The organism is Rhizobium sp. BK049 (assembly GCF_014193135.1).
GTDB lineage: Bacteria > Pseudomonadota > Alphaproteobacteria > Rhizobiales > Rhizobiaceae > Rhizobium.
Genome location: NZ_JACHYV010000006.1, coordinates 16,850 through 39,763, shown reverse-complemented (window position 1 = coordinate 39,763; position 22,914 = coordinate 16,850). Strand labels below are relative to the sequence as shown.

Below are 22,914 nucleotides of genomic sequence, written 5' to 3'. Positions count from 1 at the left end.
ACCTGAAACCTCCATCGCAGAGGGGTGATCCAGGAGCGGATCGCCAGCCGCCCCGAACGGCGATGCCAGCTCGCAAATTTTGCGTGACAATGGGCGACCGCGACGCTACATACGCCGGATGTCGACGACTTCAATCTACGCCTCGCGATTTTATTCGTACCGCTGCTCCCAGCGGATGCGGGTCCGTGCGTAACTGAATTCGACGCGACGACAACCCGAACAGCCGCTAGTCTACCTGGCGGCTTTTTTGTTCCGCACGGTATGACCAAACAGGAGCCATGCCGTGCCCGATACCATCGATGATCTGCGTATCCTCGAGATCACCCCGCTGACCAAACCCGCCGATATCATTGCGGAAATCCACCGCGACGCCGTGGTCACCGAAACCGTGACCAGCAATCGTGCTGCGATCCATAAGATTCTCCAGGGCGAGGACGATCGCCTGATCGTCGTCATCGGCCCCTGCTCCATCCATGACCCGATTGCCGCCCGGGAATATGCCGCACGACTTCAGGAGCAGCGACGGCGCTTCTCCGACGATCTCGAAATCGTCATGCGCGTCTATTTCGAAAAGCCCCGCACCACCGTCGGCTGGAAGGGCCTGATGAACGATCCGCATCTCGACGGCAGCTACCGCATCGAGGAAGGGCTGCGCATTGCCCGGCGCCTGCTGCTCGACATCAATGCCATGGAGCTTCCCGCGGGCGTCGAGTTCCTCGACACGATCACGCCGCAATACATCGCCGACCTCGTCAGCTGGGGCGCGATCGGCGCGCGCACGACGGAAAGCCAGATCCATCGCCAGCTCGCCTCCGGCCTCTCCTGCCCGATCGGCTTCAAGAACGGCACCGATGGTAGCGCCCGCGTCGCACTCGATGCGATCCTGGCCGCCTCGCAGCCGCATCACTTCCCCGCCGTGACCAAGGACGGACAGGCGGCCATCGCGTCGACCACCGGCAACGAGGACTGCCACATCATCCTGCGCGGCGGCAAACAGCCGAACTATGAAGCGGCCGACGTCGAAGCAGTGGTCGGCGAAGCCGTCAAGCTTGGCGTGACCCCGCGCATCCTGATCGATGCCAGCCATGCCAACAGCAGCAAGGATCCGATGAACCAGCCGCCCGTCGTCAAATCCGTGGCCGCGCAGATCGCCGCCGGAAACCATCACATCAAGGGCATGATGATCGAGAGCAACCTCGTCGCCGGCCGCCAGGATCTCATCCCCGGCAAGCCGCTGGTTTACGGCCAGTCCATCACCGACGGCTGCATCGACTGGGACATGTCGGTGGCGACCCTGGGAGACCTGGCGCAATCCGCCCGCGCCCGGCGCAAGGCCGCCGTCGCAGCCTGATAGACAGTATCAAGCGCGGCGGACAGACACCCGCCGCCCAACAGGGCGGTGGGGGTCAACCCGGTTATCTCAGGCTACGCCTACCGGATATGGCTTGATAACTCACGCCCGGATGATCGATCCAAGTTCCGATTTGAAAGCTGCTACGAGCAACCTGGGGTTACCAACCCGCCGCCACGCCGCTAGGGGTGGATCAGGGGCCACCAGCACGCGGAATAGGAGCAGATTTAAAAGAGCAGCCATGGATTCATTGAATCGGGCTCGTGTTCAGTCGCGACCCTGTAATAGGTACGCATGTCGTCGCGCTCGTTTTCGTAAGTCCACTTCAAGCCCCATCTGCATTCGTCCGTCATGCACTTACGGCTCTTCGATTCGAACATATCGAGTTGAAATGCCTCGCCATTGATTTGGCCGGTGATCGAGCCGGTTTTCCCCTTATCCTTCGATATGAGTTCAAACGCCCCTGCTCGACCATCCAGACAGTAGATCTTCCCCCGATAGGTTCGCTCGCCGGTCTCCAGCTTCCAGAAATTTGTCTTCACCTGCGATACGTTGTAGCGACCCTTGCATTGCTGCCTTTCGGCCGAGCCGATCTCAATCGTTCCCCCCGTCTGCTCACTCTCGTTACTTGCGATCACCTTTCCGAGCATCGGAGCACCCGTTGCGAGGTAGCTTCCCTCGACACCACGGACAAAAAGATATGAACATCCTGCGAGCGTGAAACCCATTGCCACCGCGGAGCCGGCAATCGTGAAACCACGCAGCGTCCACGCGCATCTCAAGACAGCCAGCAAGTCTATACCTCCAGGTTCATCTTCATGTTTGCGTCAAAAGACAGCCCGTTTCTGAAACGGTTTCCAGCAAAATGTTCGAGTAGGCCTCTCGATGTCATCAGATACCCACCGCCCCGTCATCAAATGGCGGCGCGCCCGTCTCAAGATCTCACCGGGAAATAACGGACATAGGCGAATTCCTCGCCATCAGGAGACCAGCAGGGCACGTTGATCGTGCCCTGCCCGCCGAAAAGCTCGAACAGCGTCTTCAGGTTGCCGCCGTCCATATCCATCAGCCGCAGCCGCACGTCGAGATCGCGCGGATGGTCGAAGACCGAAGGATCGTAGGACAGGATCAGCACCTTGTCGTTTTTGGGCGATGGATGGGGAAACCAGTTCCCGTGATTGTCCGACGTCACCTGTTCGAGGCCTGTGCCATCCGGATGGATGCGCCAGATCTGCATCAGCCCGGTGCGGCTGGAATTGAAATAGATCCATTGGCCGTCGGCGGAATAATCCGGCCCGTCGTTGCGGCCTTCGCCATGCGTCAGCCGCGTCTCGAAGCCGCCGTCGACTGAGATCGTATAAATGTCGAAAAGATCGTCGCGAATGCCGCAATAGGCGAGCTGGCGGCCATCCGGTGACCAGCCATGCCAATAGGACGGCTGGTTTTGCGTGATGAGCCGCGGCGTGCCGCCTTCGACCGGCAGGATGTAGATCGTCGACTTGCCGAATTCCGTCTTGTCCGAGATGACGATCTCAGTGCCATCAGGCGAAATGCCGTGATCATTGTTGCAATTGACGGCAAAGCCCGTATCGACCTTCACCACCTCGCCGCCATCGAGCGGCAGCCGGAAGAGCAGCCCGTCGCCGTTCAGCAGGAGATAGGAGCCATCGGGCGAGAAATTCGGCGCTTCCACCAGCCTGTCCGTCTGCCAGACCTCGCGAGCCCTGCCCGTCCTGACATTGTAGATCTCGACCGAGCTGCGCATGTTGCCTCCCTGATATGTCGATTGCGTCAGCGATCTCGATTGCGTCAGTGATCCCGACTGCGTCAGCGATCACGATCACGTCAGCGATCCCGGAACCGGTTGGTGATCGGATAGCGTCGGTCGCGGCCGAAGTTCTTCTTCGTGATCTTAACGCCCGGCGCCGATTGCCGGCGCTTATATTCGGCGAGATAGAGCAGGTGCTCGACTCGATGAACGGTCGCCACGTCATGGCCGCGCGCGACGATCTCCTCGACCGCCATTTCCTTCTCCACCAGGCACTCGAGAATATCGTCGAGGACGGGATAGGGCGGCAGCGAATCCTGGTCCTTCTGGTCCGGACGAAGCTCGGCCGAGGGTGCCTTGTCGATGATATTCTGCGGGATCACCTCGCCCGACGGCCCGAGCGCAGTCGGCGGCACATTCTCGTTGCGCCAGCGCGCCAGCGCATAGACCTGCATCTTGTAAAGATCCTTGATGGGATTGAAGCCGCCATTCATGTCGCCATAGAGCGTGGCGTAACCAACCGACATTTCCGACTTGTTGCCCGTCGTCACCACCATCGCGCCGAATTTATTGGAAATCGCCATCAGGATGACGCCGCGCGCGCGGCTCTGCAAATTCTCCTCGGTGATTCCGCTCTCCGTTCCCTCGAAGAGGTTGGACAGCGCGCTGCTGAAGCCGGTTACTGGCTGCTCGATCGGTACGATGTCATAGCGGCAGCCGAGCGCCTTGGCACAGTCGGCTGCATCCTTCAGTGAATCTTCCGAGGTGTAACGATAGGGCAGCATCACCGTTCGCACCCGCTCCTCTCCGAGAGCATCGACCGCGATCGCTGTGCAGATCGCCGAATCGATGCCGCCGGAAAGGCCGAGAACGACGGTTTTGAAACCATTTTTGTTGACGTAGTCGCGGAAGCCGAGCAGGCAGGCACGATAATCGGCCTCCTCGCCCTCGGGAATACGCGCCATCGGTCCTTCGGCGCAGCGCCAGCCGGCTTCCCCACGTTTCCACGTCGTCACAGCAAGTGCCGTCTCGAACTGGCTCATCTGGAAGGCGAGCGATTTGTCGGCATTGAAGGCGAAGCTCGCCCCGTCGAACACGAGCTCGTCCTGCCCTCCGAGCTGGGCGGCATAGATCAGCGGCAGGCCGGTCTCGATCACCTGCTTCAGTACCACCTGGTGACGGATATCGACCTTGCCGCGATAATAGGGAGACCCGTTCGGGGACAGCAGGATCTCCGCCCCGCTTTCGGCCAGCGTCTCGCAAACGCCGAGATCACCCCAGATATCTTCGCAGATCGGAATGCCGAGCCGCACGCCGCGGAAATTCACCGGCCCCGGCATGGCCCCCTGCACGAAGACCCGCTTCTCGTCGAACTCGCCGTAATTCGGCAGATCGACCTTGTCGCGCACCGCGACGACCTTGCCGCCGTCAAGCACGGCGACGGAATTATAGCGTCCGGTCTGGTCCTGCCGGGGAAAACCGATGATGACGCCCGGCCCGCCATCGGCGGTGTCGGCCGCAAGGCTTTCCACCGCCTTCCAGCAGGCACGGATGAAGGCCGGCTTCAGCACCAGATCTTCCGGCGGGTAGCCGGAGATAAAAAGCTCGGTCAACACGAGCAGATGCGCGCCCTCTCGGCCCGCATCAGCGCGTGCTTCACGTGCCTTGGCAAGATTGCCGGCGACATCGCCGACCGTCGGATTGAGCTGGCCGATAGCGATGCGGAAGATATCGGAGAGAGCGTTTTCCTGTGTCATGTCATTTGTTTAGCCTGCGGCTCCCGTTACCGCAACACGTTCGCGGCCAAAGCGTTGCATCCGGCTCACGAATTTTTTGTGAACAGGCCTGCTGGAGGCTTACGGCACCGATGCATTGCAATTTACCGGCGGAGCGGAATACTGACGCATGAAAGCGGCAGCATCGATAACGGTCATTGGAAACAGGCCATGAATAACTTTTCGAACTTCGTGCACCATCATTTCGACAAACCGGCCGACGAACTCGGCGACACGGAAAAGCGCGTGCTGGCGAAAGCGCACGAGCGCAAGATCATCTCGACCGACGTCAACGCCGCCTTTTCTGCCGAGGCCTCTTTTGGAGAACGTATCGCCGACAGCATCGCCCGTGTCGGCGGCTCATGGTCGTTCATCCTCGGCTTCATGGCCTTCCTCGTCGTCTGGACGGCGATCAACACTATCGTTTTGGCGAGCGGCGCTTTCGATCCCTACCCATTCGTCTTCCTGAACCTGATCCTGTCGATGCTCGCCGCCATCCAGGCGCCGATCATCATGATGTCGCAGAATCGTCAGGCCGAGCGCGACCGCTTCGAGGCGGCCAAGGACTACGAAGTCAATCTCAAGGCCGAACTCGAAGTGCTCTCCTTGCACCAGAAGATCGATATGCGCGTCCTGACGGAGCTGACGGCGCTGCGCGAAGACGTCGCTCGTCTCAGCGCCGCGCTCGCAGCCAAGACCTGATGCGGGGCATCCTCAAATCAACGGGGTGGATACCTGTCATATTGCGGCAGGCCATCCGTTATCTCGTAGAAATCACCCTTGTCGGCGCAATAAATGTGATGGCTGAAGGCAAGGCCGCTCGGTTCATCGAAGGCTCCGGCCAGGACCGAAACTTCCAGCGATTCATCCCCCTGCCAAAACAGCGCGGAGCCGCAATTGCCGCAGAAGCCGCGTTGCGCCTCGCCGCTCGACCGATACCACCGGACTGCGCCGGGATCTTCCACCGAAAGCGCCGCGCGCGGCACGTTGACCGCAGCATAATAAAGTCCCGTCTGGCGGCGGCATTGCGAACAGTGGCAACCGACAACAGGCCCGGGCTTTGCCCGAATTGAAAATCGCACGGCGCCGCAAAGACAGCCGCCTAGATGTTGTTCGCTCATGATAGCTCTCTCCTCGCTCCTGGAGAAACTTGCGGCCACGAGACCTCGTCGTCAAATCCATTCCCCTGAATAAGCGATCAGAAATCTTGAAGCGTTCACGATTGGCCGGCGGTCGCCGGATGTTGCCCGTTGACCACACCCGCCGATCTCCTCTCGTCACCGCGTTGAACCGGGCGCTGATCTCGGTGATACTGGTGGCTCAATTTATTCAACCCCTGGGAGACTGACATGAGAGCGACCCTGTCCAGACAGAAAGGAAACATCGCACACAAGGAAGTTCTGCCTCATGAATATTCGGTTCTCTCGCGCGAGGAAAAGCTCGCGACGCCATAACCTCTTCCTGAACTTCTTCCGCGACGATTCGAACGCCGCTGAACGCGAGCGGCGCTGGTCGCGTATTCGAAAGTTCATCTCCTATTACCGCCCGCATCTGCCTTTGCTGCTGGCGGATCTGCTTTGCGCCATCCTCGTGGCCGGTACCGCCGTGGCGTTGCCCCTCTGCGCCAACATCGTCACGAGCCGGCTTCTCGCTCTGCCGGACGCCCCCGACGCCTTCGCTCAGATCCTTGCCATGGGCGGTGTGATGCTGGCCGTTCTCGCGGTCCAGATAGCGGCGATCTTCTTCGTCGATTATCGCGGCCATGTCATGGGGGCCCGCATCGAGGCGACGGTGCGGCAGGAACTCTTCGAGCATTACCAGAAGCTGTCCTTCAGCTTCTACGATGGCCAACGCACCGGGCAGTTGATGAGCCGCATCACCAACGATTCCCTCTGGCTGGGCGAGCTCTTTCACCACGGCCCCGAGGATCTCTCCATTGCCGTCCTGAAATATGGCGGCGCCATGCTGGTCTTGTTCTTCATCGACCCGCTGCTGGCAACCCTCATCCTGTTGCTCACTCCGGTGGCGGTGGCCTATGCACTCTATTTCAACCGGCGCATGAACCATGCGCTCGAAGCCAGCAAGCGCCAGGTCGCCGCCGTTAACGAGCGTGTCGAGGATGCGCTTGCCGGCATCCGTGTCGTCCAGTCTTTCGCCAACGAAGCATTGGAACGGCAGCGCTTCGCCGCACAAAACCAGCGTTTCCTGCAAAGCCGCGCCGACGGCTACCGCAGCGAGGCCTGGTTTTCGGTAGGCACCGAAACCTTCGCCCAGCTCGTCACCATATTGGTGATCATCGCAGGAGGCCTGCGCATCCTGACAGCGGACCTTACCGTCCCGGATATGCTGACCTTCCTGCTCTGCGTCGGCGTGCTGGTCGATCCCGTGCAGCGGCTCGCGAATTTCGTGCGCCTCTGGCAGGAGGGTTATACCGGCTTCACGAGAGCCATGGAGATCCTGGAAATCGATCCCGATATCACCGATCGACCGGACGCCCGTCCAATGCCGGCGCCAAGGGGCGAGATCAGTTTTTCCGACGTCGCCTTCGGCTACGAAGCCGATGGTCCGAGGGTGCTGGAGCGGCTTTCCCTCACCATCGCCCCCGGAGAGTTTGTCGCGCTGGTCGGCCCTTCTGGAGTGGGCAAGAGCACGCTTTGCGCGCTGATACCGCGCTTCTACGATGTCGAAGCTGGGGCGATCCGTATCGACGGAACCGATATCCGCGACGTCACTCTGGCTTCGCTGCGACGCCATGTCGGGGTGGTGCAGCAGGACGTCTATCTCTTTGCCGGCACCGTTGCGGAAAACCTGCGTTACGGCAAGCTGGACGCGACCGATGGCGAGCTCGAAGCGGCCGCCCGCGCCGCCAATGCGCACGACTTCATCATGGCTCTGCCGAACGGCTATGACACCGATATCGGCCAGCGCGGCGTCAAGCTTTCGGGCGGCCAGCGCCAGCGCATCACCATCGCCCGCGCCTTCCTCAAAGATCCGGAAATCCTGATCTTCGACGAAGCGACCAGCGCCCTCGACAACGAGAGCGAACGGGCGGTGCAGCAGGCGCTGCTCAGTCTGGCGAATGGCAGGACCACCCTGGTCATCGCCCACCGCCTGTCGACCGTCCGCCACGCCGACCGCATCTTGGTCCTGACGGGCGATGGCATTGTCGAACAGGGCACGCATGATGATCTGATGGCGCAAGGAGGCGTCTACGCCAACCTGCACAGCGTTCAGGCCAGCATCTGAAGCCAATAAAAAGCCCGGTCGAGCCGGGCTTTTCATCATCTGTTTCGGGCTATCCTCAGCCGTTGACGACCATGCGCTTCTCGTCGCGGCCGCCCTTCATCCGCTCGGCAAGCAGGAAGGCGAGTTCGAGCGCCTGGTCGGAATTGAGGCGCGGGTCGCAATGGGTGTGATAGCGGTCCTGCAGATCGTCGGCTGTGACGGCGCGGGCGCCGCCGGTGCATTCCGTCACGTCCTTGCCGGTCATCTCGACATGGATACCGCCTGGATGTGTGCCTTCGGCGCGGTGAATCTGGAAGAAGCTTTCGACTTCCGACAGGATTCGCTCGAAGGGACGGGTCTTGTAGTTGTTGAGCGTGATCGTGTTGCCGTGCATTGGGTCGCAGGACCAGACGACCTTGCGGCCTTCGCGCTCGACGGCGCGAATGAGACGCGGCAGGTTTTCGGCGACCTTTTCATGGCCGAAGCGGCAGATCAGCGTCAGACGGCCCGCTTCGTTAGCGGGATTCAGAATGTCGATCAGCTGCAGCAGATCATCGGCCTGCAGCGACGGGCCGCATTTCAGGCCGATCGGGTTCTTGATGCCGCGGCAATATTCAATATGCGCATGGTCTGCCTGGCGCGTGCGGTCGCCGATCCAGATCATGTGACCTGACGTGGCATACCAGTCGCCGGAGGTGGAATCGACGCGGGTCAGCGCTTCCTCGTAGCCGAGCAGCAGCGCCTCGTGGCTGGTGAAGAAATCGGTCTCACGCAGGCTCGGGTGGTTTTCCGAGGTAATGCCGATCGCTTTCATGAAATCCATGGTTTCGCTGATGCGGTCGGCAAGCTTGCGGTAGCGCTCGCCCTGCGGGCTGTCCTTGACGAAGCCGAGCATCCACTGATGCACGTTTTCGAGGTTGGCGTAACCGCCCATCGCAAAGGCGCGCAGGAGGTTCAACGTCGCAGCCGACTGGCGATAGGCCATGGCTTGGCGTTCCGGGTTCGGAATGCGCGACTCCTCGGTGAATTCGATGCCGTTGATGATGTCGCCGCGATAGGCGGGCAACGTCACGTCGCCCTGCTTCTCGACATTCGACGAGCGCGGCTTGGCGAACTGGCCGGCGATGCGGCCGACCTTGACGACCGGCAGCTGCGCGCCGAAGGTCAGCACGACAGCCATCTGCAGGAAAGCGCGGAAGAAGTCGCGGATGTTGTCGGCGCCGTGTTCGGCGAAGCTCTCGGCGCAGTCGCCGCCCTGCAGGAGAAAACCGTTGCCCTCAGCGACATTGGCGAGATGCTTCTTCAGGCGGCGCGCTTCGCCTGCGAAGACGAGCGGCGGATAGCTGGCGAGAGTGGCCTCTGTTGCCGCCAAAGCGGCTGCATCGGGATATTCGGGAACCTGCAGGATCGGTTTCTGCCGCCAGCTGCTCGGGGTCCAGTTCTCTGCCATTTTACCAACCTCACTCACATCCATTCCTCGGATGCCCTGTCTTAATATCCGGCGGCTTATAGACCTTTAGATCAAGCTTGCAAAGGCCAATCACCGGAAGCTTTAAACCAGCATATACCATGTCGATTTCCCCATATTTCAGACTTTGCATGTAGAAGCTGAAGGAGTTTCAATTCGGGGACATGTCATGGCGATCCTTCCGCCCGGCTTCATATTGGACCGCTCGGGCAATTTCGGCATCATGACGGCATTGCTGATGGTGCCGCTCGTGGGTGCGGCCGGCATGGCGGTGGATGTGGCCCACGCACTGAGCCTGAGAACGCAGCTCTACGCCGCCGCCGATGCTGCGGCCGTCGGTTCGATCGCCGAAAAATCGGGCGCGGTCGCCGCCGCAATGACAATGAACGGCAACGGCACGGTCTCGCTTGGCAACACCGACGCCCGCAACATCTTCATGTCGCAGACGTCGGGTGAACTGACCGACATTCATATCGATCTCGGCATCGACGTCACCAAGACCGCCAATAAGCTGAACTCGCAAGTTTCCTTCACCGCGACTATGCCGACTACCTTCATGCGCATTTTTGGCCGGGATTCGATAACCATCTCCGGCACGGCGACAGCTGAATACCAGACTGCCGCCTTCATGGATTTCTACATCCTGCTCGACAACACGCCTTCCATGGGCGTCGGCGCGACCGCGACCGACGTTTCGAAGCTGCAAGCCAAGACCGGCTGCGCTTTCGCCTGTCACCAGATGGACCAGAGCACCAACAACTACACCATAGCCAAGAGCCTCGGCGTCACCATGCGCATCGACGTGGTTCGCCAGGCTACCCAGGCGCTGACCGATACGGCCAAGGCCGAACGCGTCAGCAGCGATCAGTTTCGGATGGGTGTCTACACTTTCGGCACCAAAGCCGAGGACGCGAAGCTGACGACGATTTCCGGCCTCACCTCCGACCTGACAAAAGTCAAGAATTATACCGACGCGGTCGACCTGATGACAATTCCTTACCAGAATTACAACAGTGACCAGCTCACGAGCTTCGACAGCGCGATGACGCAGATCAACACTATTATCGACCCCGCGGGCGACGGAACCTCGAATATCAGCCCTGAAAAAATCCTGTTTTTCGTCGCCGACGGCGTCGGCGACAGCTACAAGCCCTCGACATGTACCAAGAAGACGACCGGCGGTCGCTGCCAGGAGCCGATCGACACGTCTTTCTGCAAGCCGCTGAAGGACCGAGGCGTCAAGATCGCCGTGCTCTATACCACTTACCTGCCGCTGCCCAGCAACAACTGGTACAACACCTGGATCAAGCCCTTCCAGAGCGAGATACCGACGAAAATGCAGGCCTGCGCCTCGCCCGGCCTTTATTTCGAAGTCACGCCGACCGACGGCATCGCCGACGCGATGAAGGCGCTTTTCCTCAAAGTCATCCGCGCGCCGCGCATCACCAGTTAACAGGGCTCAGAGGCGCTGCCCATCACGGATGCGGTAGCTCGGCGCATACATGGTGACGAGCTCTTCGGCCGCGGTCGGGTGCAGCGCCATCGTCCGGTCGAAATCGTCCTTGGTGCAGCCGGCCTTGAGCGTGACGCCGAGCAGCTGCGCCATCTCACCGGCATCGTGCCCGAGGATATGAGCCCCCACCACCTTGCGGCTCGCCGCATCGACGATCAGCTTCATGATCATCCGCTCGGACCGGCCCGAAAGCGTCGCCTTCAGCGGCCGGAACTGGGCCCGGTAGACTTCGAGCTCGCCATAACGCTTGCCCGCCTCCTCTTCCGACAGGCCGACGGTGCCGATCTCGGGCTGTGAGAAGACGGCGGTGGGGATCAGGTCATGGTCCGGCCGGGTCGGATTGTTCTTGTACTCGGTCTCGATGAAGCACATCGCCTCGTGAATCGCCACCGGCGTCAGCTGTACCCGATTGGTGACATCACCGAGAGCATAGATATTTTCGACGTTTGTACGGGAATAATCATCGACTATGATGGCGCCGCGCTCGTCGATGGCGACGCCGGCTGCCTCGAGGCCAAGGCCTTCCGCATTCGGATCGCGCCCGAGCGCAAGCATCACGACATCGGCCTGCAGCGTGCCGCTGTTCAGCGTCTCCAGCACCAGCCCATCGTCGGTCTTCGAAACCTGCTGCAGCGTGTCATGACAGAGGATGCGGATGCCCTTGGCGACCATCGCCTCGTGCAGCCCCCGCCTTAGATCCTCGTCGAAGCGGGACAGGATCTCGGCGCCGCGATAGATCAGTGTCGTCGCCACGCCGAGGCCATGGAAGATATTGGCGAATTCCACGGCGATGTAACCGCCGCCTGCGATCACGATCGATTTCGGCAGTTCCTCGAGATGAAATGCGTCGTTGGAAGAAATGCAAAGCTCGTGTCCGGGAAGCGCGACATGCGGGTTCGGGCGTCCGCCGGTGGCGATTACGATCGTCTTAGCCGTCACCGTCTGCCCTGTTTTCACGAGCCGCACCGTATGGGAATCGACGAGTTCAGCGCGCGTTTCCAGAATCTCGGCATTGGCGCCGGCGAGCCCTTTCTTGTAGAGGCCTTCCAGCCGCGCGATCTCCGCATCCTTGGCGGCCACCAGCTTCTTCCAGTCGAAGCTGCTTCGGCCGACCGTCCAGCCGAAACCCGCCGCATCCTCGAAGTGCTCGTGGAATTGCGAAGCATAGACGAAGAGCTTCTTCGGCACGCAGCCGCGGATGACGCATGTCCCGCCATAGCGATATTCCTCGGCAATCGCCACCTTCTTGCCGAGCGAGGCGGCGACGCGCGCAGCGCGCACGCCTCCGGAACCACCGCCGATGACGAAAAGGTCGTAATCATAGGAAGACATGAGAAGCTCCGGAAGGGAATCGCTGGAAGGACGTTGCTGATATAGGGGTGATCATCATAAAAACAAAAGCCCCGCTGCTGCGTCTTACCGTACTCCATGGCCGAATCTTGATCGGAAGGTGCCCCGGTCACCGTTTACGGTTGACCGCGTCGGCAGAGGCTGGCAGGCAATGCACGAGACTGAAAGGATGCCGGAGCAAAAGATGGATCAAACTCTCTTCGCCAACCTGTGCAGGGCCGGCAAGTTCAAGGAAGCGCTCAACCTCGCCATCCAGGGCCACGAGGGCGAAAAATTCACGCCAAGCCGCTTTGCCATGGACAAGAAAACAGGGCTGCCGATCTTCTACCGCGGCAACAAGCGCGTAGAGCCGGATGAGACCGGCGTATGGCAGCTGGCCAAGAGTTCGAAGGATTGGGGCTGATCGCCCGTGGCGTATTTTCTCTCTCGAGGATTTGACGCTCTCAGCCGGTAATGCGGAAATCCCTCGGCATATTCTCGAGCTGAGCCGCTTCCGTCTCGACGCTTGAGACCGATGCCCCTGCAGGTCCGCGCCTCAAACGCTCGATCATCGTCGAAATCGCATTATCCGCTCCAGCGATCAAGACGGAGACAGATCCGTCCGCTTCGTTGCGCACCCAACCCGTTACGCCGAGCCGCAGCGCCTCATCGCGAGTCCACATGCGAAAACCGACACCTTGGACCCTGCCTGATATCCGCACTTGCACCGCCTCGTGATGATCGGACATGTAGCCTCACCAAAACCTCGCCGTTATTGCCGTATCCATCATAACAAAAAAGCCCGGACGATGCCGGGCTTTTGCAAATCTGCGGAGGCAGCCCTTACTTCTGGGCAGCCGGGGCCGGCGCCGGAGCGGGTGCAGGGGCCACTGGGCTCTCGGTTGCCGGCGGTGGCGCCTTGATGACCTTGGACAGCTCGGCATTGCTCTGCTTTTCCAGGTCTCGCGAAATGCCCTGCGCCCAGATGTCGGCAGCCTTGGCCGTTTCGCGGGAGGCGACTGGACCATCGCGCAGCAGCTTCTTGCCGACGTCGGAATTATAGAAATCCGCAATCGCCTTCAGCTCGTCGACCGTGAAGGCCTTGGCATAAGTGAGCGCCGCCTCCTTTTCCAGATCACCGCGGCGCGGCGCCAGCTTCAGCGCCTGCGCGTCGACGGTCGATGAAATGATGTCCTGATAGTTCGGCGAATCCTGGATCAGGCCGGCCTTCAGGCGCTCGGCGAGGCCGGGCAGGATATTGTCGAACTGGGCGGTGGCGCCGATCGCGTCAATCGCCGCGCGCGCAGCCTTCAGCTGCTCTTCGGAAACTTCCTGCGCCTTGACGGCGGAGCCGAAGGCAAGCCCGGAAAGAACGATGGTCGCAGCGGCAAGACGGCCAAGACCTGCAATGTTCATCATAAGTGTATGCTCCTGTTATCTGTTTGCCTGCAGCGTGCGCGCACCCGCAGGACCGGCGATGATCGCAAGTGCCGCCATATTGATAAAGAGCCCGTGTTCGACGACGCCGGGTATGGAATTCAGCTCGCTCGAAAGCGCCTCTGCATCAGGAATGCGGCCAAAAGATGCATCGATGATGTAATGGCCGCCATCCGTGGTAAACTCTCCGTCACCGGACTGGCGCAGGTTGAGCTCGCCGGAAAGCCCGAGCCGAGCGGCGACCTTTTCAATGGCGATCCGCGTCGAGACGAGACCGAACGGATTGATCTCGATCGGCAGCGCGAAGGCGCCGAGTGTCTCGACCAGCTTGCTCTCGTCGGCAATGACGATCATCCTCTGCGAAGCGGCGGCGACGATCTTTTCGCGCAGCAGCGCGCCGCCGCCGCCCTTGATCAGCCTGAGCGCCGGATCGACCTCGTCGGCACCGTCAACCGTCAGATCGAGCGCCGGCAGCTCGTCGAGCGACTTCAGCGGCACACCGAGCTCGACACAGAGCCGCGCCGTCCGTTCGGACGTCGGAACACCTTCGACCTGCAAGCCGCCTGCGACCTTCTCCGCCAGCAGACGGACGAATTCTTCCGCTGTACTCCCAGTTCCGATGCCGAGTCGCATCCCGCTTTCGACATGGGCGAGCGCGGCCTCGGCGGCCTTGATCTTCATTTCGCGCGCATCCATGCGCCGCCAGCTCCGAATTATTGCGTTGGGTGTGCTGTTTACACGGCTCGCCTGGCAAACGAAAGTCAAAATCATCACGGAAAATGAAAAGCCGAAACAAACGCCTGCGGCTTACCGCTAATCCTCAGGCCGTTGCTTTCGTCCCCGCGATCGCCTACCGATATCATCATTCCTGGGAATGACGCGTCGTCCATCGAAGCCGCTCGCAAGACGCCCATCGCTCAAAGAGGCAAACCCCTTGACCCCTGCCCCCGCCCCGCTCGTCGTCTTCGATCTCGACGGCACCCTTCTCGACACCCATGCCGATCTCGTCGAAAGCCTGAACCATACGATCGCAGCCCTCGGCCTCGAACCGGTCAGTTATGACGACCTCACTCACCTCGTCGGCCAGGGAGCGCGGGTGATGATCGAGCGCGCCTGCCGGCTGCGCGGCCATTCGCTCGCGGAAGACGGCCTGCCGCTGCTGGTGGAACGCTTCGTCGCCCATTATGCCGGCAATATGCCCGGCCATACGGAACCCTATCCCGGTTTGGTCGCCGCGATGAACCGCCTGAAATCCGCTGACTACCGCCTCGCCGTCTGCACCAACAAGATGGAGAGCCTCGCGCTCGGTCTGCTCGGCAAGCTCGACCTCGCCCACTATTTCGAAGCAGTCATCGGCGGCGACACCTTCCAATACCACAAGCCCGACGCCCGTCACCTCACCGGCACCATCGAGCGCGCCGGCGGCAATATTTCCCGAACCGTGATGATCGGCGACAGCATCAACGATATCGCCGTGGCCAGAAACGCCGCCGTGCCGTCGATTGCCGTGCCCTTCGGCTACTCGGATGTGCCGGTCTCGACTTTGAACCCGGACGTGATCATCACGCACTATGATGAACTGACGGTGGAGTTGGTGGAAAGGCTGCTGCGGGAGCATGCGGAGAAGGTTGCTGTTTGAGGGCTGGAAACTTCGCCGATGCCCTGCAGTTGTAGCCCCTCATCCGCCTGCCGGCATCTTCTCCCGCTGGGTAGAAGGGACAAGCCTCTGATCCCCTGCTCCCATCAAAACGTCCCATTGTTACGAGGTGTGCGCCGCTTGTTCCCCTTCTACCCAGCGGGGAGAAGGGGGCCCGAAGGGTCGGATGAGGGAGCGGCACGGCGCATCCGATCCTCATATTGCAGCACGCAGACACCCCAATAACGAAACGGGCGGCCCGAAGACCGCCCATTCAATAGCCCAATAAACCAGTATTAGATCTGCGCCCCACGCGCCTTGGTCGTCGCGTCGAAAGCCTTCTCGACATAGGCGTCACGGCCGTAAACGTCATCGAAATACTCCACCACGCCGTCCTTGTTCGGCCAGGCGGTGAAATAGGAGACGTAGACCGGGATCTTCTGCGGCACTTTCACCGCATGGTTCTGGCCGCTTGCAATCTGCCTGGCGACATCGTCAACCGTCGTGCCGAGCACGGCGGCCGCCATCGCGCGCGGATTGGCAAGACGGACACAACCGTGGCTGAGCGCCCGCATGTCGCGCTTGAAGAAGCTCTTCGAGGGCGTATCGTGCATGTAGATCGCGTGGCTGTTCGGGAACAGGATCTTGAGTTCGCCGAGGGCGTTATCGCCGCTTGGCGGCTGGCGCACCGAAACATTCGCGGTCGAGCCGTACCAGTCGACGCTGGACGAGGCGACGGCATGGCCATTCACCTCAACCTCATAACCGAGCTGATCGAGGTAGTTGGGGTCCGAGCGCAGCTTCGGCAGCATTTCGTTGATGATGATCGACTGCGGCACGCCCCAGAACGGGTTGAACTCCACCGTCTCGATCTCGTCGTTGAAGAAATAGGTCTGGTTGTTCTTGCCGCCGACCACCACGCGCATAGACAGCTGTTCCTTGCCGTCATTGTGGTAGTAGGCCATGTAGGCCGGCTGGTTGATCATGACGTAACGGGAACCCAGATCTTCCGGCAGCCAGCGGACCTGTTCCATGGCGACGACGAGCTTGTCGATCTTCGAGGCATTGGTGTCGCCGCCGGTCATGGCGCGCACCGTCGCCTGGCCGATAACACCATCCGGCTTCAGGCCGTGCTCTTTCTGGAAGTCCTCGATGAGTGAGACGATATCTGGCGAATAGTCGCTGCCTCCGGCGTAAGCTGCGAACGTCGCCGCATGATCGGTCTTCAGTGTCTCGGACCCGTGCTTCTGCAGCGCCTTGACGATATTGGCGATCTCGGGCGAGCTGTCGCCGGGTCTGAGCAGGCCCTGGAGCGAAATGACGATCTGCTCCTCATTGCTATCGGCAGCGCGAAGCTTGGCAAGCTCCGCCTTCAGCGCCTCGAACTGCGTACTATCGGGCGAACGACTGGCGATGTAGGCGCCGGCATTGGGGCTCATGCGGGCAAGCTTCAGCACCGGCGCCAGATTGACGACCTTGCGCTGGAAATCGTGATAGCCGGAAATCTTGTTCGGATCGATGCGGCCGCGGACCGTGTCCTGCACGAAGGCAAGCACCTTGGCCGAAAGTTCCAGCTCGAACTGCGTCAGCGCCCGGTCGCGCGCAGCAGGATCGGGATTGGCCGGATCGACCGCCGGCGCCTGCACGGCGTAATCGGCAGGGTCGAGACCCACGGAAGCCGCATCGGCCAGGGCCGCCATTGCCGACTGGGCGCGCTCGTTGATCTGGTTGCCGTCGACCCAGACGAGCGGATTGCGGCTGTCGCTGTAATAGGTTTCGAGCGCCTTGGCGACGTCGGCATTGGCACGAACCTTGGCCTGCGCCAGGAAGCGGCGCTGCACCACCGGTTCGGAATCGCTCCCAGGAGAAACCTCAGCAACCGCACCAGTGACGATAGGATCGGCAAACTTGCTGGTATCGACGAACTGCAGGGCTTCGGTCTTATAGGTGTAATAACGCGGACCGCTCACCTTCGGCAGCGGCGCCTCCGGATCAAGCCCGCCAAGTGATCCGCCTTCGCCGCCACGTGGCGCCACACGCCCGGGCGGCATCTGATCCATGAAAATGGTGCTCTGGGTCCGCTGCCTGTCGCCGCGCAGCATATCCATCAGCGTATAGGCATGCGCGGGAGCGGCCATCATTGCCAGGCCGCAGGAAACTGCCAATGCGGATACCGCGCTTTTCAAAACGAACGTCATATATATTCCAGTCCCGATGTCATGCTGTTCTCAGCTCAAATCCCGCGAAACTCAAGCAGCGTAGGGCCTCATTGATCAGAAACCGGCCTTCGCCGCCAGCGCTGGCGGACTCAATTTCATGTGAGAGAAATCCTGCGCGGCGCCGCACAGCAGTTCACACAAAATTATGAAATTATTAGTTAATTTTTTACCGAATTTTCGCCGCCGGACCAGTACGGCAAAAACGCGCCGATGCATAAAATTTCCAACGTGGCCGAAAAAGCACGCCGCTCGGCCGGCGCAAACATGACTGTGAGTATCAATATTTCGGACAGCATCCTGTTTTCTTACCCTGGTTTCCAACCTATAAGACCACATCTTTCGAAGATGCCAGAAAACAGCATGCGAGAGGAAGGCAAGGCTCATGACCGCAACCCGCACCGAAACCGATACTTTTGGCCCCATCGATGTCGCCGCCGACCGATATTGGGGCGCCCAGGCCGAGCGTTCGCTCGGCAATTTCAAGATCGGCTGGGAAAAGCAGCCGCTGTCGATCGTCCGCGCGCTCGGCATCGTGAAACAGGCGGCCGCCCGCGCCAACATGTCGCTCGGCCAGCTCGATCCGGCGCTGGGCAAGGCCATCGTCGACGCCGCCCAGGAAGTGATCGACGGCAAGCTCGACGAGCACTTTCCACTGGTCGTCTGGCAGACCGGTTCCGGCACACAGTCCAACATGAATGCCAACGAGGTGATCTCCAATCGTGCCATAGAAATGCTCGGCGGCGTCATGGGTTCCAAGAAGCCGGTGCATCCGAACGATCACGTCAATATGAGCCAGTCATCGAACGACACCTATCCGACGGCCATGCACATCGCCTGCGCCGAACGGATCGCCCATCACCTGCTGCCGTCGCTGAAGCACCTGCATGCCGCCCTGGATATGAAGGTCACGGAGTTCAGCCACATCATCAAGATCGGCCGCACCCATACTCAGGATGCCACACCACTGACGCTCGGCCAGGAATTCTCCGGCTATGCCGCCCAGGTCGGCTCGGCCATCAAGCGCATCGAAATGACCCTGCCCGGCCTCTGCGAGCTGGCCCAGGGCGGCACCGCCGTCGGCACCGGCCTCAACGCGCCGGTCGGCTTTGCTGAGAAAGTCGCCGAAGAGATTGCAGATATCACCGGCATGCCCTTCGTCAGCGCGCCGAACAAATTCGAGGCGCTTGCCTCGCATGACAGCATGGTCTTTTCGCATGGCGCCATCAATGCGGCGGCTGCCGCCCTCTTCAAGATCGCCAACGATATCCGCCTGCTCGGCTCCGGCCCGCGCGCCGGCCTGGGTGAACTGGCACTGCCGGAAAACGAGCCAGGCTCGTCGATCATGCCCGGCAAGGTCAATCCGACTCAGTGCGAAGCATTGACGCAGGTTTGCATCCATATCTTCGGCAACCACGCCGCGCTGACGTTTGCCGATAGCCAGGGCCATTTCGAACTCAACGTCTACAATCCGATGATGGCCTATAATTTCCTGCAGTCGGTGCAACTGCTTGCCGACGCCGCCGTCTCCTTCACCGACAACTGCGTTGTCGGCATCGAGGCGCGCGAGGACAATATCAAGGCCGGCCTCGAGCGCTCGCTGATGCTGGTCACCGCCCTCGCCCCCAAGATCGGCTACGACGCCGCCGCCAAGATCGCCAAAACGGCGCACAAGAACGGTACGACGCTGAAGGAAGAAGCGCTTGCCAGCGGCCTGGTGACGTCGGAAGAGTATGACGCGATCGTGCGCCCGGAAACGATGATCGGGCCGAAGTAAAAGGGCGCGATACGCAGCCCCTCATCCGCCTGCCGGCACCTTCCCGCTTGCGGGGCTAAGGGAGGTAGCCGCAACCCCTTCGTCCCTCGCCAATCTCTCGCAGGGCACGTCCCCTCGCCCCGTTTTTACGGGGAGAGGGTTAGGGTGACGGGCACACACGGCACACCAGACAAGCCTCAAACCAACAGCGAAAAATTGTCCATCACCACCGAATTGCCCATGAAGTCGAAGCGGATTTCTTCGATGTCTTCGATATCGACCTCGAGATTGGGCCCGGTAACCTCGAGTTCCTGCTGATAGACGATCTGGCCGTCGCTCAAGGCTGTGAGCGTCAGGTGAAAGGGCGACGCCGACAATTCGGCGATCGAAACGCTCTGTAAGGTGAACTCCCCGCCATCGACCATCTTCAGGGTTACGGGCGCAGAACCCGGCGACAGAACGGTATCGCTGAAACCGTCCTCGGTAATGGCGTCGACGCCCGGAATGGTATCATAGACGATGCCGTTCAGAAGCGTCAGGTCGTGGCTGCCGTTCACGGAGAGCGCAAAGCCACGGTAATTGGGAAGAGAGAAATCATCTGCCCTGGATAAGACTCCCATATCATCGAAATCCAGGACCTCGTGGTATTTTTCGTCTTCGTTGACGCCGTCGATCGCCAGGGTCAGCACGCCGAGATCCGTGCCCCCGGAGCCATCGGACATCTTGTAATTCAGCTTTTCGATGAGCTGATCGGACTTACCCAGATTCTTCACCACGTCGAGCGTGTAATCCAGCTCATATGTGAAGTGACCGTCAGGTGTCACTTTGAAGGTTCCGTACTTGCCCTCAATGATCGTTTCGTGGTCAGGCCCATGTTTGGCGTCGATGCGGACGCCATTGACGAAGCGAACATACATGGCCGCTCCTTCGGGATCGCTGGCGAGGCGCAGCAGATCGCCCCTGATCCAGTCATGTTCGAAAAAAACGAGAAGGTCGTCGACAGCAGTTGGCTTTGCATTTGTCATTGGAAGCCCCGGCAGGTTAACGCTGCCGGGAATATGAACCGGGCTTGAACTGAAGGCAACCTGAAGTCGGCCGCTTCGCGACAGATCTCGCTTTCGCCTCGCTTATTGCGTGTGCCGGGCAGGTTGCAAAATGTGGCACGATATGGCCCCAGCTCCAGACTCCGCCCCATCCTAATTGCATTTGCTTCGCAGCAGATTTAGACCGGGTCCAATTTTAGCGACGCACGCCCACCAGAAAGGTCACTTGGATGGCTGACGATCTCTTCCCGCTTGGCAAGGATGCCACCCCCTATCGCAAGATCAGCAGCGATTACGTCTCGGTCGACAATTTCAAGGGCCAGGAAATCCTGACGGTTGATTCCGAGGGTATCCGGCTGCTTGCCGAAACCGCCTTTGCCGACATCAACCACCTGCTGCGCCCCGGCCATCTGAAGCAGCTTGCCGCCATCCTCGACGATCCTGAAGCGACCGACAACGATCGTTTCGTTGCCTATGATCTGCTGAAGAACGCCAATATCGCCGCCGGCGGCGTGCTGCCCATGTGCCAGGACACCGGCACGGCGATCATTATGGGCAAGAAGGGCCGCAGGGTCTGGACAGAGGGCGGTGATGCGGCGGCGCTTTCGAGAGGCGTGCTCGACGCTTATGAAAAGAAGAACCTGCGTTATTCGCAGCTCGCGCCGATCAAGATGTTCGAAGAGAAGAACACTAGGAATAACCTGCCGGCGCAGATCGATATCTATGAGGAAGGCACGGACTCCTACGACTTTCTCTTCGTCGCCAAGGGCGGCGGTTCAGCCAACAAGACGTTCCTCTATCAGGGTACGCCTTCGCTTTTGACCCACGACCGGATGATCGACTTCCTCAGGGAGAAGATCCTGACGTTGGGGACGGCAGCCTGTCCTCCCTATCATCTGGCGATCGTCATCGGCGGCACCTCGGCGGAGATGAACCTGAAAACCGTCAAGCTTGCATCGACCCGTTATCTTGACGAACTGCCGACCGAAGGCTCCGAGAGCGGCCATGCCTTCCGCGACACCGAAATGGAAAAGGAAATCCACAAGCTGACGCAGCAGATGGGCGTCGGCGCTCAGTTCGGCGGCAAGTATTTCTGCCATGACGTGCGCGTCATCCGCCTGCCCCGCCACGGCGCCTCGCTGCCGATCGGCCTCGGCGTCTCCTGTTCCGCCGACCGCCAAGCCAAGGGCAAGATCACCCGCGACGGCATCTTTGTCGAGCAGCTCGAAACCGATCCGTCGAAATACATGCCGGAGATCGACGAAGCGAAACTGTCGGAATCGACCGTGCATATCGACCTCAACAAGCCGATGGCCGAAGTGCTCGCCGAACTATCGAGGCACCCCGTCAAGACGCGCCTTTCGCTGACGGGCACCATTATCGTCGCCCGCGACCTCGCCCATGCCAAGATCCGCGAACGGCTGGAGAAGGGCGAAGGCATGCCCGACTACCTGAAAAATCACCCGGTCTATTATGCCGGCCCCGCCAAGACGCCGGCCGGTTATGCGTCCGGCTCCTTCGGCCCGACGACGGCCGGCCGCATGGACAGCTACGTCGACCAGTTCCAGTCCTTCGGCGGCTCGATGGTGATGCTCGCCAAGGGCAACCGCTCGCGCGCCGTGCGCGAGGCATGCAAGAAACATGGCGGCTTTTACCTGGGTTCGATCGGCGGCCCCGCCGCCCGCCTCGCCAAAGACTGCATCCGCAAGGTCGAAGTGCTGGAATATCCTGAGCTCGGCATGGAAGCGGTCTGGAAGATCGAAGTCGAAGACTTTCCCGCCTTCATCGTCATCGACGATAAGGGCAATGATTTCTTCCAGGAATTGAATTTGGGGTGATTGTCTGGTGTGTCTTTGAAGTCAGGTGAAGGGGCAGTTGACGGCTTGCCGTAAAGCCCCTCATCCGCCTGCCGGATAAGGCGCCGCACGGCGCGACCTTCCGATATTTGCGCGCTTACTGATTATCTGCGGCGCTTATCACATCTCCATCATCCACCCGCGCCAGAATCTCCGTCCGGAATGCGCCGACAAAGAGACGGGCATGTTCGAGCAGCGAGGCACCGCCTGCGAAGACGATGAAAACGAGCATGACGAAAAAATGGCGCGGCCGCTTTCCATGATCTTACGTCCTGGCTTTTTGGCTGTGTCGGATTTACCGGTGAATTGTCATTCCGCATATGCTTCCGGAAATAGGAAACAACCAAAACTTGCTGTCGACAAGATGAATACGATCTCTAAGGAGAAAAGAACTGTAAGTTTTTTAAATACCGCCTCCCGCGCAACGGGTATGCACTGTCCCGATAAGGATACGTTTTTCCTTGAAAAATCATAGACCTACTTGAAGTACTGACCGACCGCGAAGTTTTCATATGTAATCTTTGGTATATGTCGCTTTAAT

Annotated in this window: 21 protein-coding genes; 9 read left to right on the top strand and 12 right to left on the bottom strand. The window is 60.3% G+C overall.

Features of this window, described 5'->3' with window-relative positions; all coding sequences use genetic code 11:
* Positions 1-283: 283 nt before the first annotated feature.
* A complete protein-coding gene (locus FHT70_RS08120; protein ID WP_183700165.1) occupies positions 284-1,351 on the top strand; it encodes a 3-deoxy-7-phosphoheptulonate synthase in 1,068 nt (355 codons plus the stop codon).
* A gap of 227 nt (positions 1,352-1,578) precedes the next feature.
* On the opposite strand, the gene FHT70_RS08115 is transcribed toward FHT70_RS08120, so the two are convergent.
* The 3 genes from FHT70_RS08115 to FHT70_RS08105 form a co-directional block, all read right to left on the bottom strand.
* Entirely contained in the window at positions 1,579-2,145 is a 567-nt protein-coding gene (locus FHT70_RS08115; protein WP_183700163.1) for a hypothetical protein, read from the bottom strand.
* A 140-nt stretch (positions 2,146-2,285) separates the two neighbouring features.
* Entirely contained in the window at positions 2,286-3,116 is an 831-nt protein-coding gene (locus FHT70_RS08110) for a PD40 domain-containing protein (RefSeq protein WP_183700162.1), read from the bottom strand.
* Between the two features lie 80 nt (positions 3,117-3,196).
* Positions 3,197-4,876, bottom strand: coding sequence for an NAD+ synthase (locus tag FHT70_RS08105; protein WP_085778377.1), 1,680 nt, complete (start codon positions 4,874-4,876; stop codon positions 3,197-3,199).
* A 189-nt stretch (positions 4,877-5,065) separates the two neighbouring features.
* Here FHT70_RS08105 and FHT70_RS08100 point away from each other — a divergent pair, with 189 nt between their 5' ends.
* A complete protein-coding gene (locus FHT70_RS08100; RefSeq protein WP_183700160.1) occupies positions 5,066-5,596 on the top strand; it encodes a DUF1003 domain-containing protein in 531 nt (176 codons plus the stop codon).
* A 17-nt stretch (positions 5,597-5,613) separates the two neighbouring features.
* Here FHT70_RS08100 and FHT70_RS08095 read toward each other — a convergent pair whose 3' ends face one another.
* Entirely contained in the window at positions 5,614-6,015 is a 402-nt protein-coding gene (locus FHT70_RS08095; RefSeq protein WP_183700158.1) for a GFA family protein, read from the bottom strand.
* Positions 6,016-6,301: 286 nt separating this feature from the next.
* Between FHT70_RS08095 and FHT70_RS08090 the strand changes: the two genes are divergently transcribed.
* Entirely contained in the window at positions 6,302-8,140 is a 1,839-nt protein-coding gene (locus FHT70_RS08090; RefSeq protein ID WP_183700156.1) for an ABC transporter ATP-binding protein, read from the top strand.
* Between the two features lie 55 nt (positions 8,141-8,195).
* Here FHT70_RS08090 and FHT70_RS08085 read toward each other — a convergent pair whose 3' ends face one another.
* Positions 8,196-9,569 carry a 3-deoxy-7-phosphoheptulonate synthase class II gene (locus tag FHT70_RS08085; protein ID WP_183700154.1) on the bottom strand — a complete coding sequence of 458 codons (1,374 nt, stop codon included), beginning with the start codon at positions 9,567-9,569 and terminating at the stop codon, positions 8,196-8,198.
* Between the two features lie 187 nt (positions 9,570-9,756).
* Here FHT70_RS08085 and FHT70_RS08080 point away from each other — a divergent pair, with 187 nt between their 5' ends.
* Entirely contained in the window at positions 9,757-11,040 is a 1,284-nt protein-coding gene (locus FHT70_RS08080) for a pilus assembly protein TadG-related protein (protein WP_183700151.1), read from the top strand.
* Positions 11,041-11,046: 6 nt separating this feature from the next.
* Here the strand turns inward: FHT70_RS08080 and gor are convergent, their stop codons facing one another.
* Positions 11,047-12,432, bottom strand: a complete 1,386-nt coding sequence (gene gor / locus FHT70_RS08075) for a glutathione-disulfide reductase (protein WP_183700149.1) — start codon at positions 12,430-12,432, stop codon at positions 11,047-11,049.
* Between the two features lie 187 nt (positions 12,433-12,619).
* Here gor and FHT70_RS08070 point away from each other — a divergent pair, with 187 nt between their 5' ends.
* Complete coding sequence (locus tag FHT70_RS08070) at positions 12,620-12,853, top strand: hypothetical protein (protein WP_020921455.1); 234 nt, start codon at positions 12,620-12,622, stop codon at positions 12,851-12,853.
* Positions 12,854-12,893: 40 nt separating this feature from the next.
* On the opposite strand, the gene FHT70_RS08065 is transcribed toward FHT70_RS08070, so the two are convergent.
* The 3 genes from FHT70_RS08065 to rpiA form a co-directional block, all read right to left on the bottom strand.
* Entirely contained in the window at positions 12,894-13,178 is a 285-nt protein-coding gene (locus FHT70_RS08065; protein ID WP_183700147.1) for an acylphosphatase, read from the bottom strand.
* Between the two features lie 94 nt (positions 13,179-13,272).
* On the bottom strand, positions 13,273-13,848 hold the full coding sequence (locus FHT70_RS08060; protein WP_097599180.1) for a DUF2059 domain-containing protein: 576 nt from the start codon (positions 13,846-13,848) through the stop codon (positions 13,273-13,275).
* A 15-nt stretch (positions 13,849-13,863) separates the two neighbouring features.
* Positions 13,864-14,562, bottom strand: coding sequence for a ribose-5-phosphate isomerase RpiA (gene rpiA / locus FHT70_RS08055; protein ID WP_183700145.1), 699 nt, complete (start codon positions 14,560-14,562; stop codon positions 13,864-13,866).
* Between the two features lie 238 nt (positions 14,563-14,800).
* On the opposite strand from rpiA, the gene FHT70_RS08050 reads away from it, so the two are divergent.
* Positions 14,801-15,505, top strand: a complete 705-nt coding sequence (locus tag FHT70_RS08050) for an HAD family hydrolase (RefSeq protein ID WP_183700143.1) — start codon at positions 14,801-14,803, stop codon at positions 15,503-15,505.
* Positions 15,506-15,798: 293 nt separating this feature from the next.
* Here FHT70_RS08050 and FHT70_RS08045 read toward each other — a convergent pair whose 3' ends face one another.
* Positions 15,799-17,700 (bottom strand): murein L,D-transpeptidase, encoded by a 1,902-nt coding sequence (locus tag FHT70_RS08045; protein WP_183700141.1) that lies wholly within the window; start codon positions 17,698-17,700, stop codon positions 15,799-15,801.
* A gap of 75 nt (positions 17,701-17,775) precedes the next feature.
* Complete coding sequence (locus FHT70_RS08040) at positions 17,776-18,105, bottom strand: hypothetical protein (RefSeq protein WP_183700460.1); 330 nt, start codon at positions 18,103-18,105, stop codon at positions 17,776-17,778.
* On the opposite strand from FHT70_RS08040, the gene fumC reads away from it, so the two are divergent.
* Entirely contained in the window at positions 18,104-19,495 is a 1,392-nt protein-coding gene (gene fumC / locus FHT70_RS08035; protein WP_085778389.1) for a class II fumarate hydratase, read from the top strand. The genes FHT70_RS08040 and fumC overlap by 2 nt on opposite strands.
* Before the next feature lie 176 nt (positions 19,496-19,671).
* Here the strand turns inward: fumC and FHT70_RS08030 are convergent, their stop codons facing one another.
* A complete protein-coding gene (locus FHT70_RS08030; RefSeq protein WP_183700139.1) occupies positions 19,672-20,499 on the bottom strand; it encodes a VCBS domain-containing protein in 828 nt (275 codons plus the stop codon).
* A gap of 248 nt (positions 20,500-20,747) precedes the next feature.
* Here FHT70_RS08030 and FHT70_RS08025 point away from each other — a divergent pair, with 248 nt between their 5' ends.
* Both FHT70_RS08025 and FHT70_RS08020 read left to right on the top strand, forming a co-directional pair.
* A complete protein-coding gene (locus FHT70_RS08025; protein WP_183700137.1) occupies positions 20,748-22,355 on the top strand; it encodes a fumarate hydratase in 1,608 nt (535 codons plus the stop codon).
* A 202-nt stretch (positions 22,356-22,557) separates the two neighbouring features.
* Entirely contained in the window at positions 22,558-22,848 is a 291-nt protein-coding gene (locus FHT70_RS08020) for a hypothetical protein (protein WP_183700135.1), read from the top strand.
* The last annotated feature ends 66 nt before the right edge of the window (positions 22,849-22,914 follow it).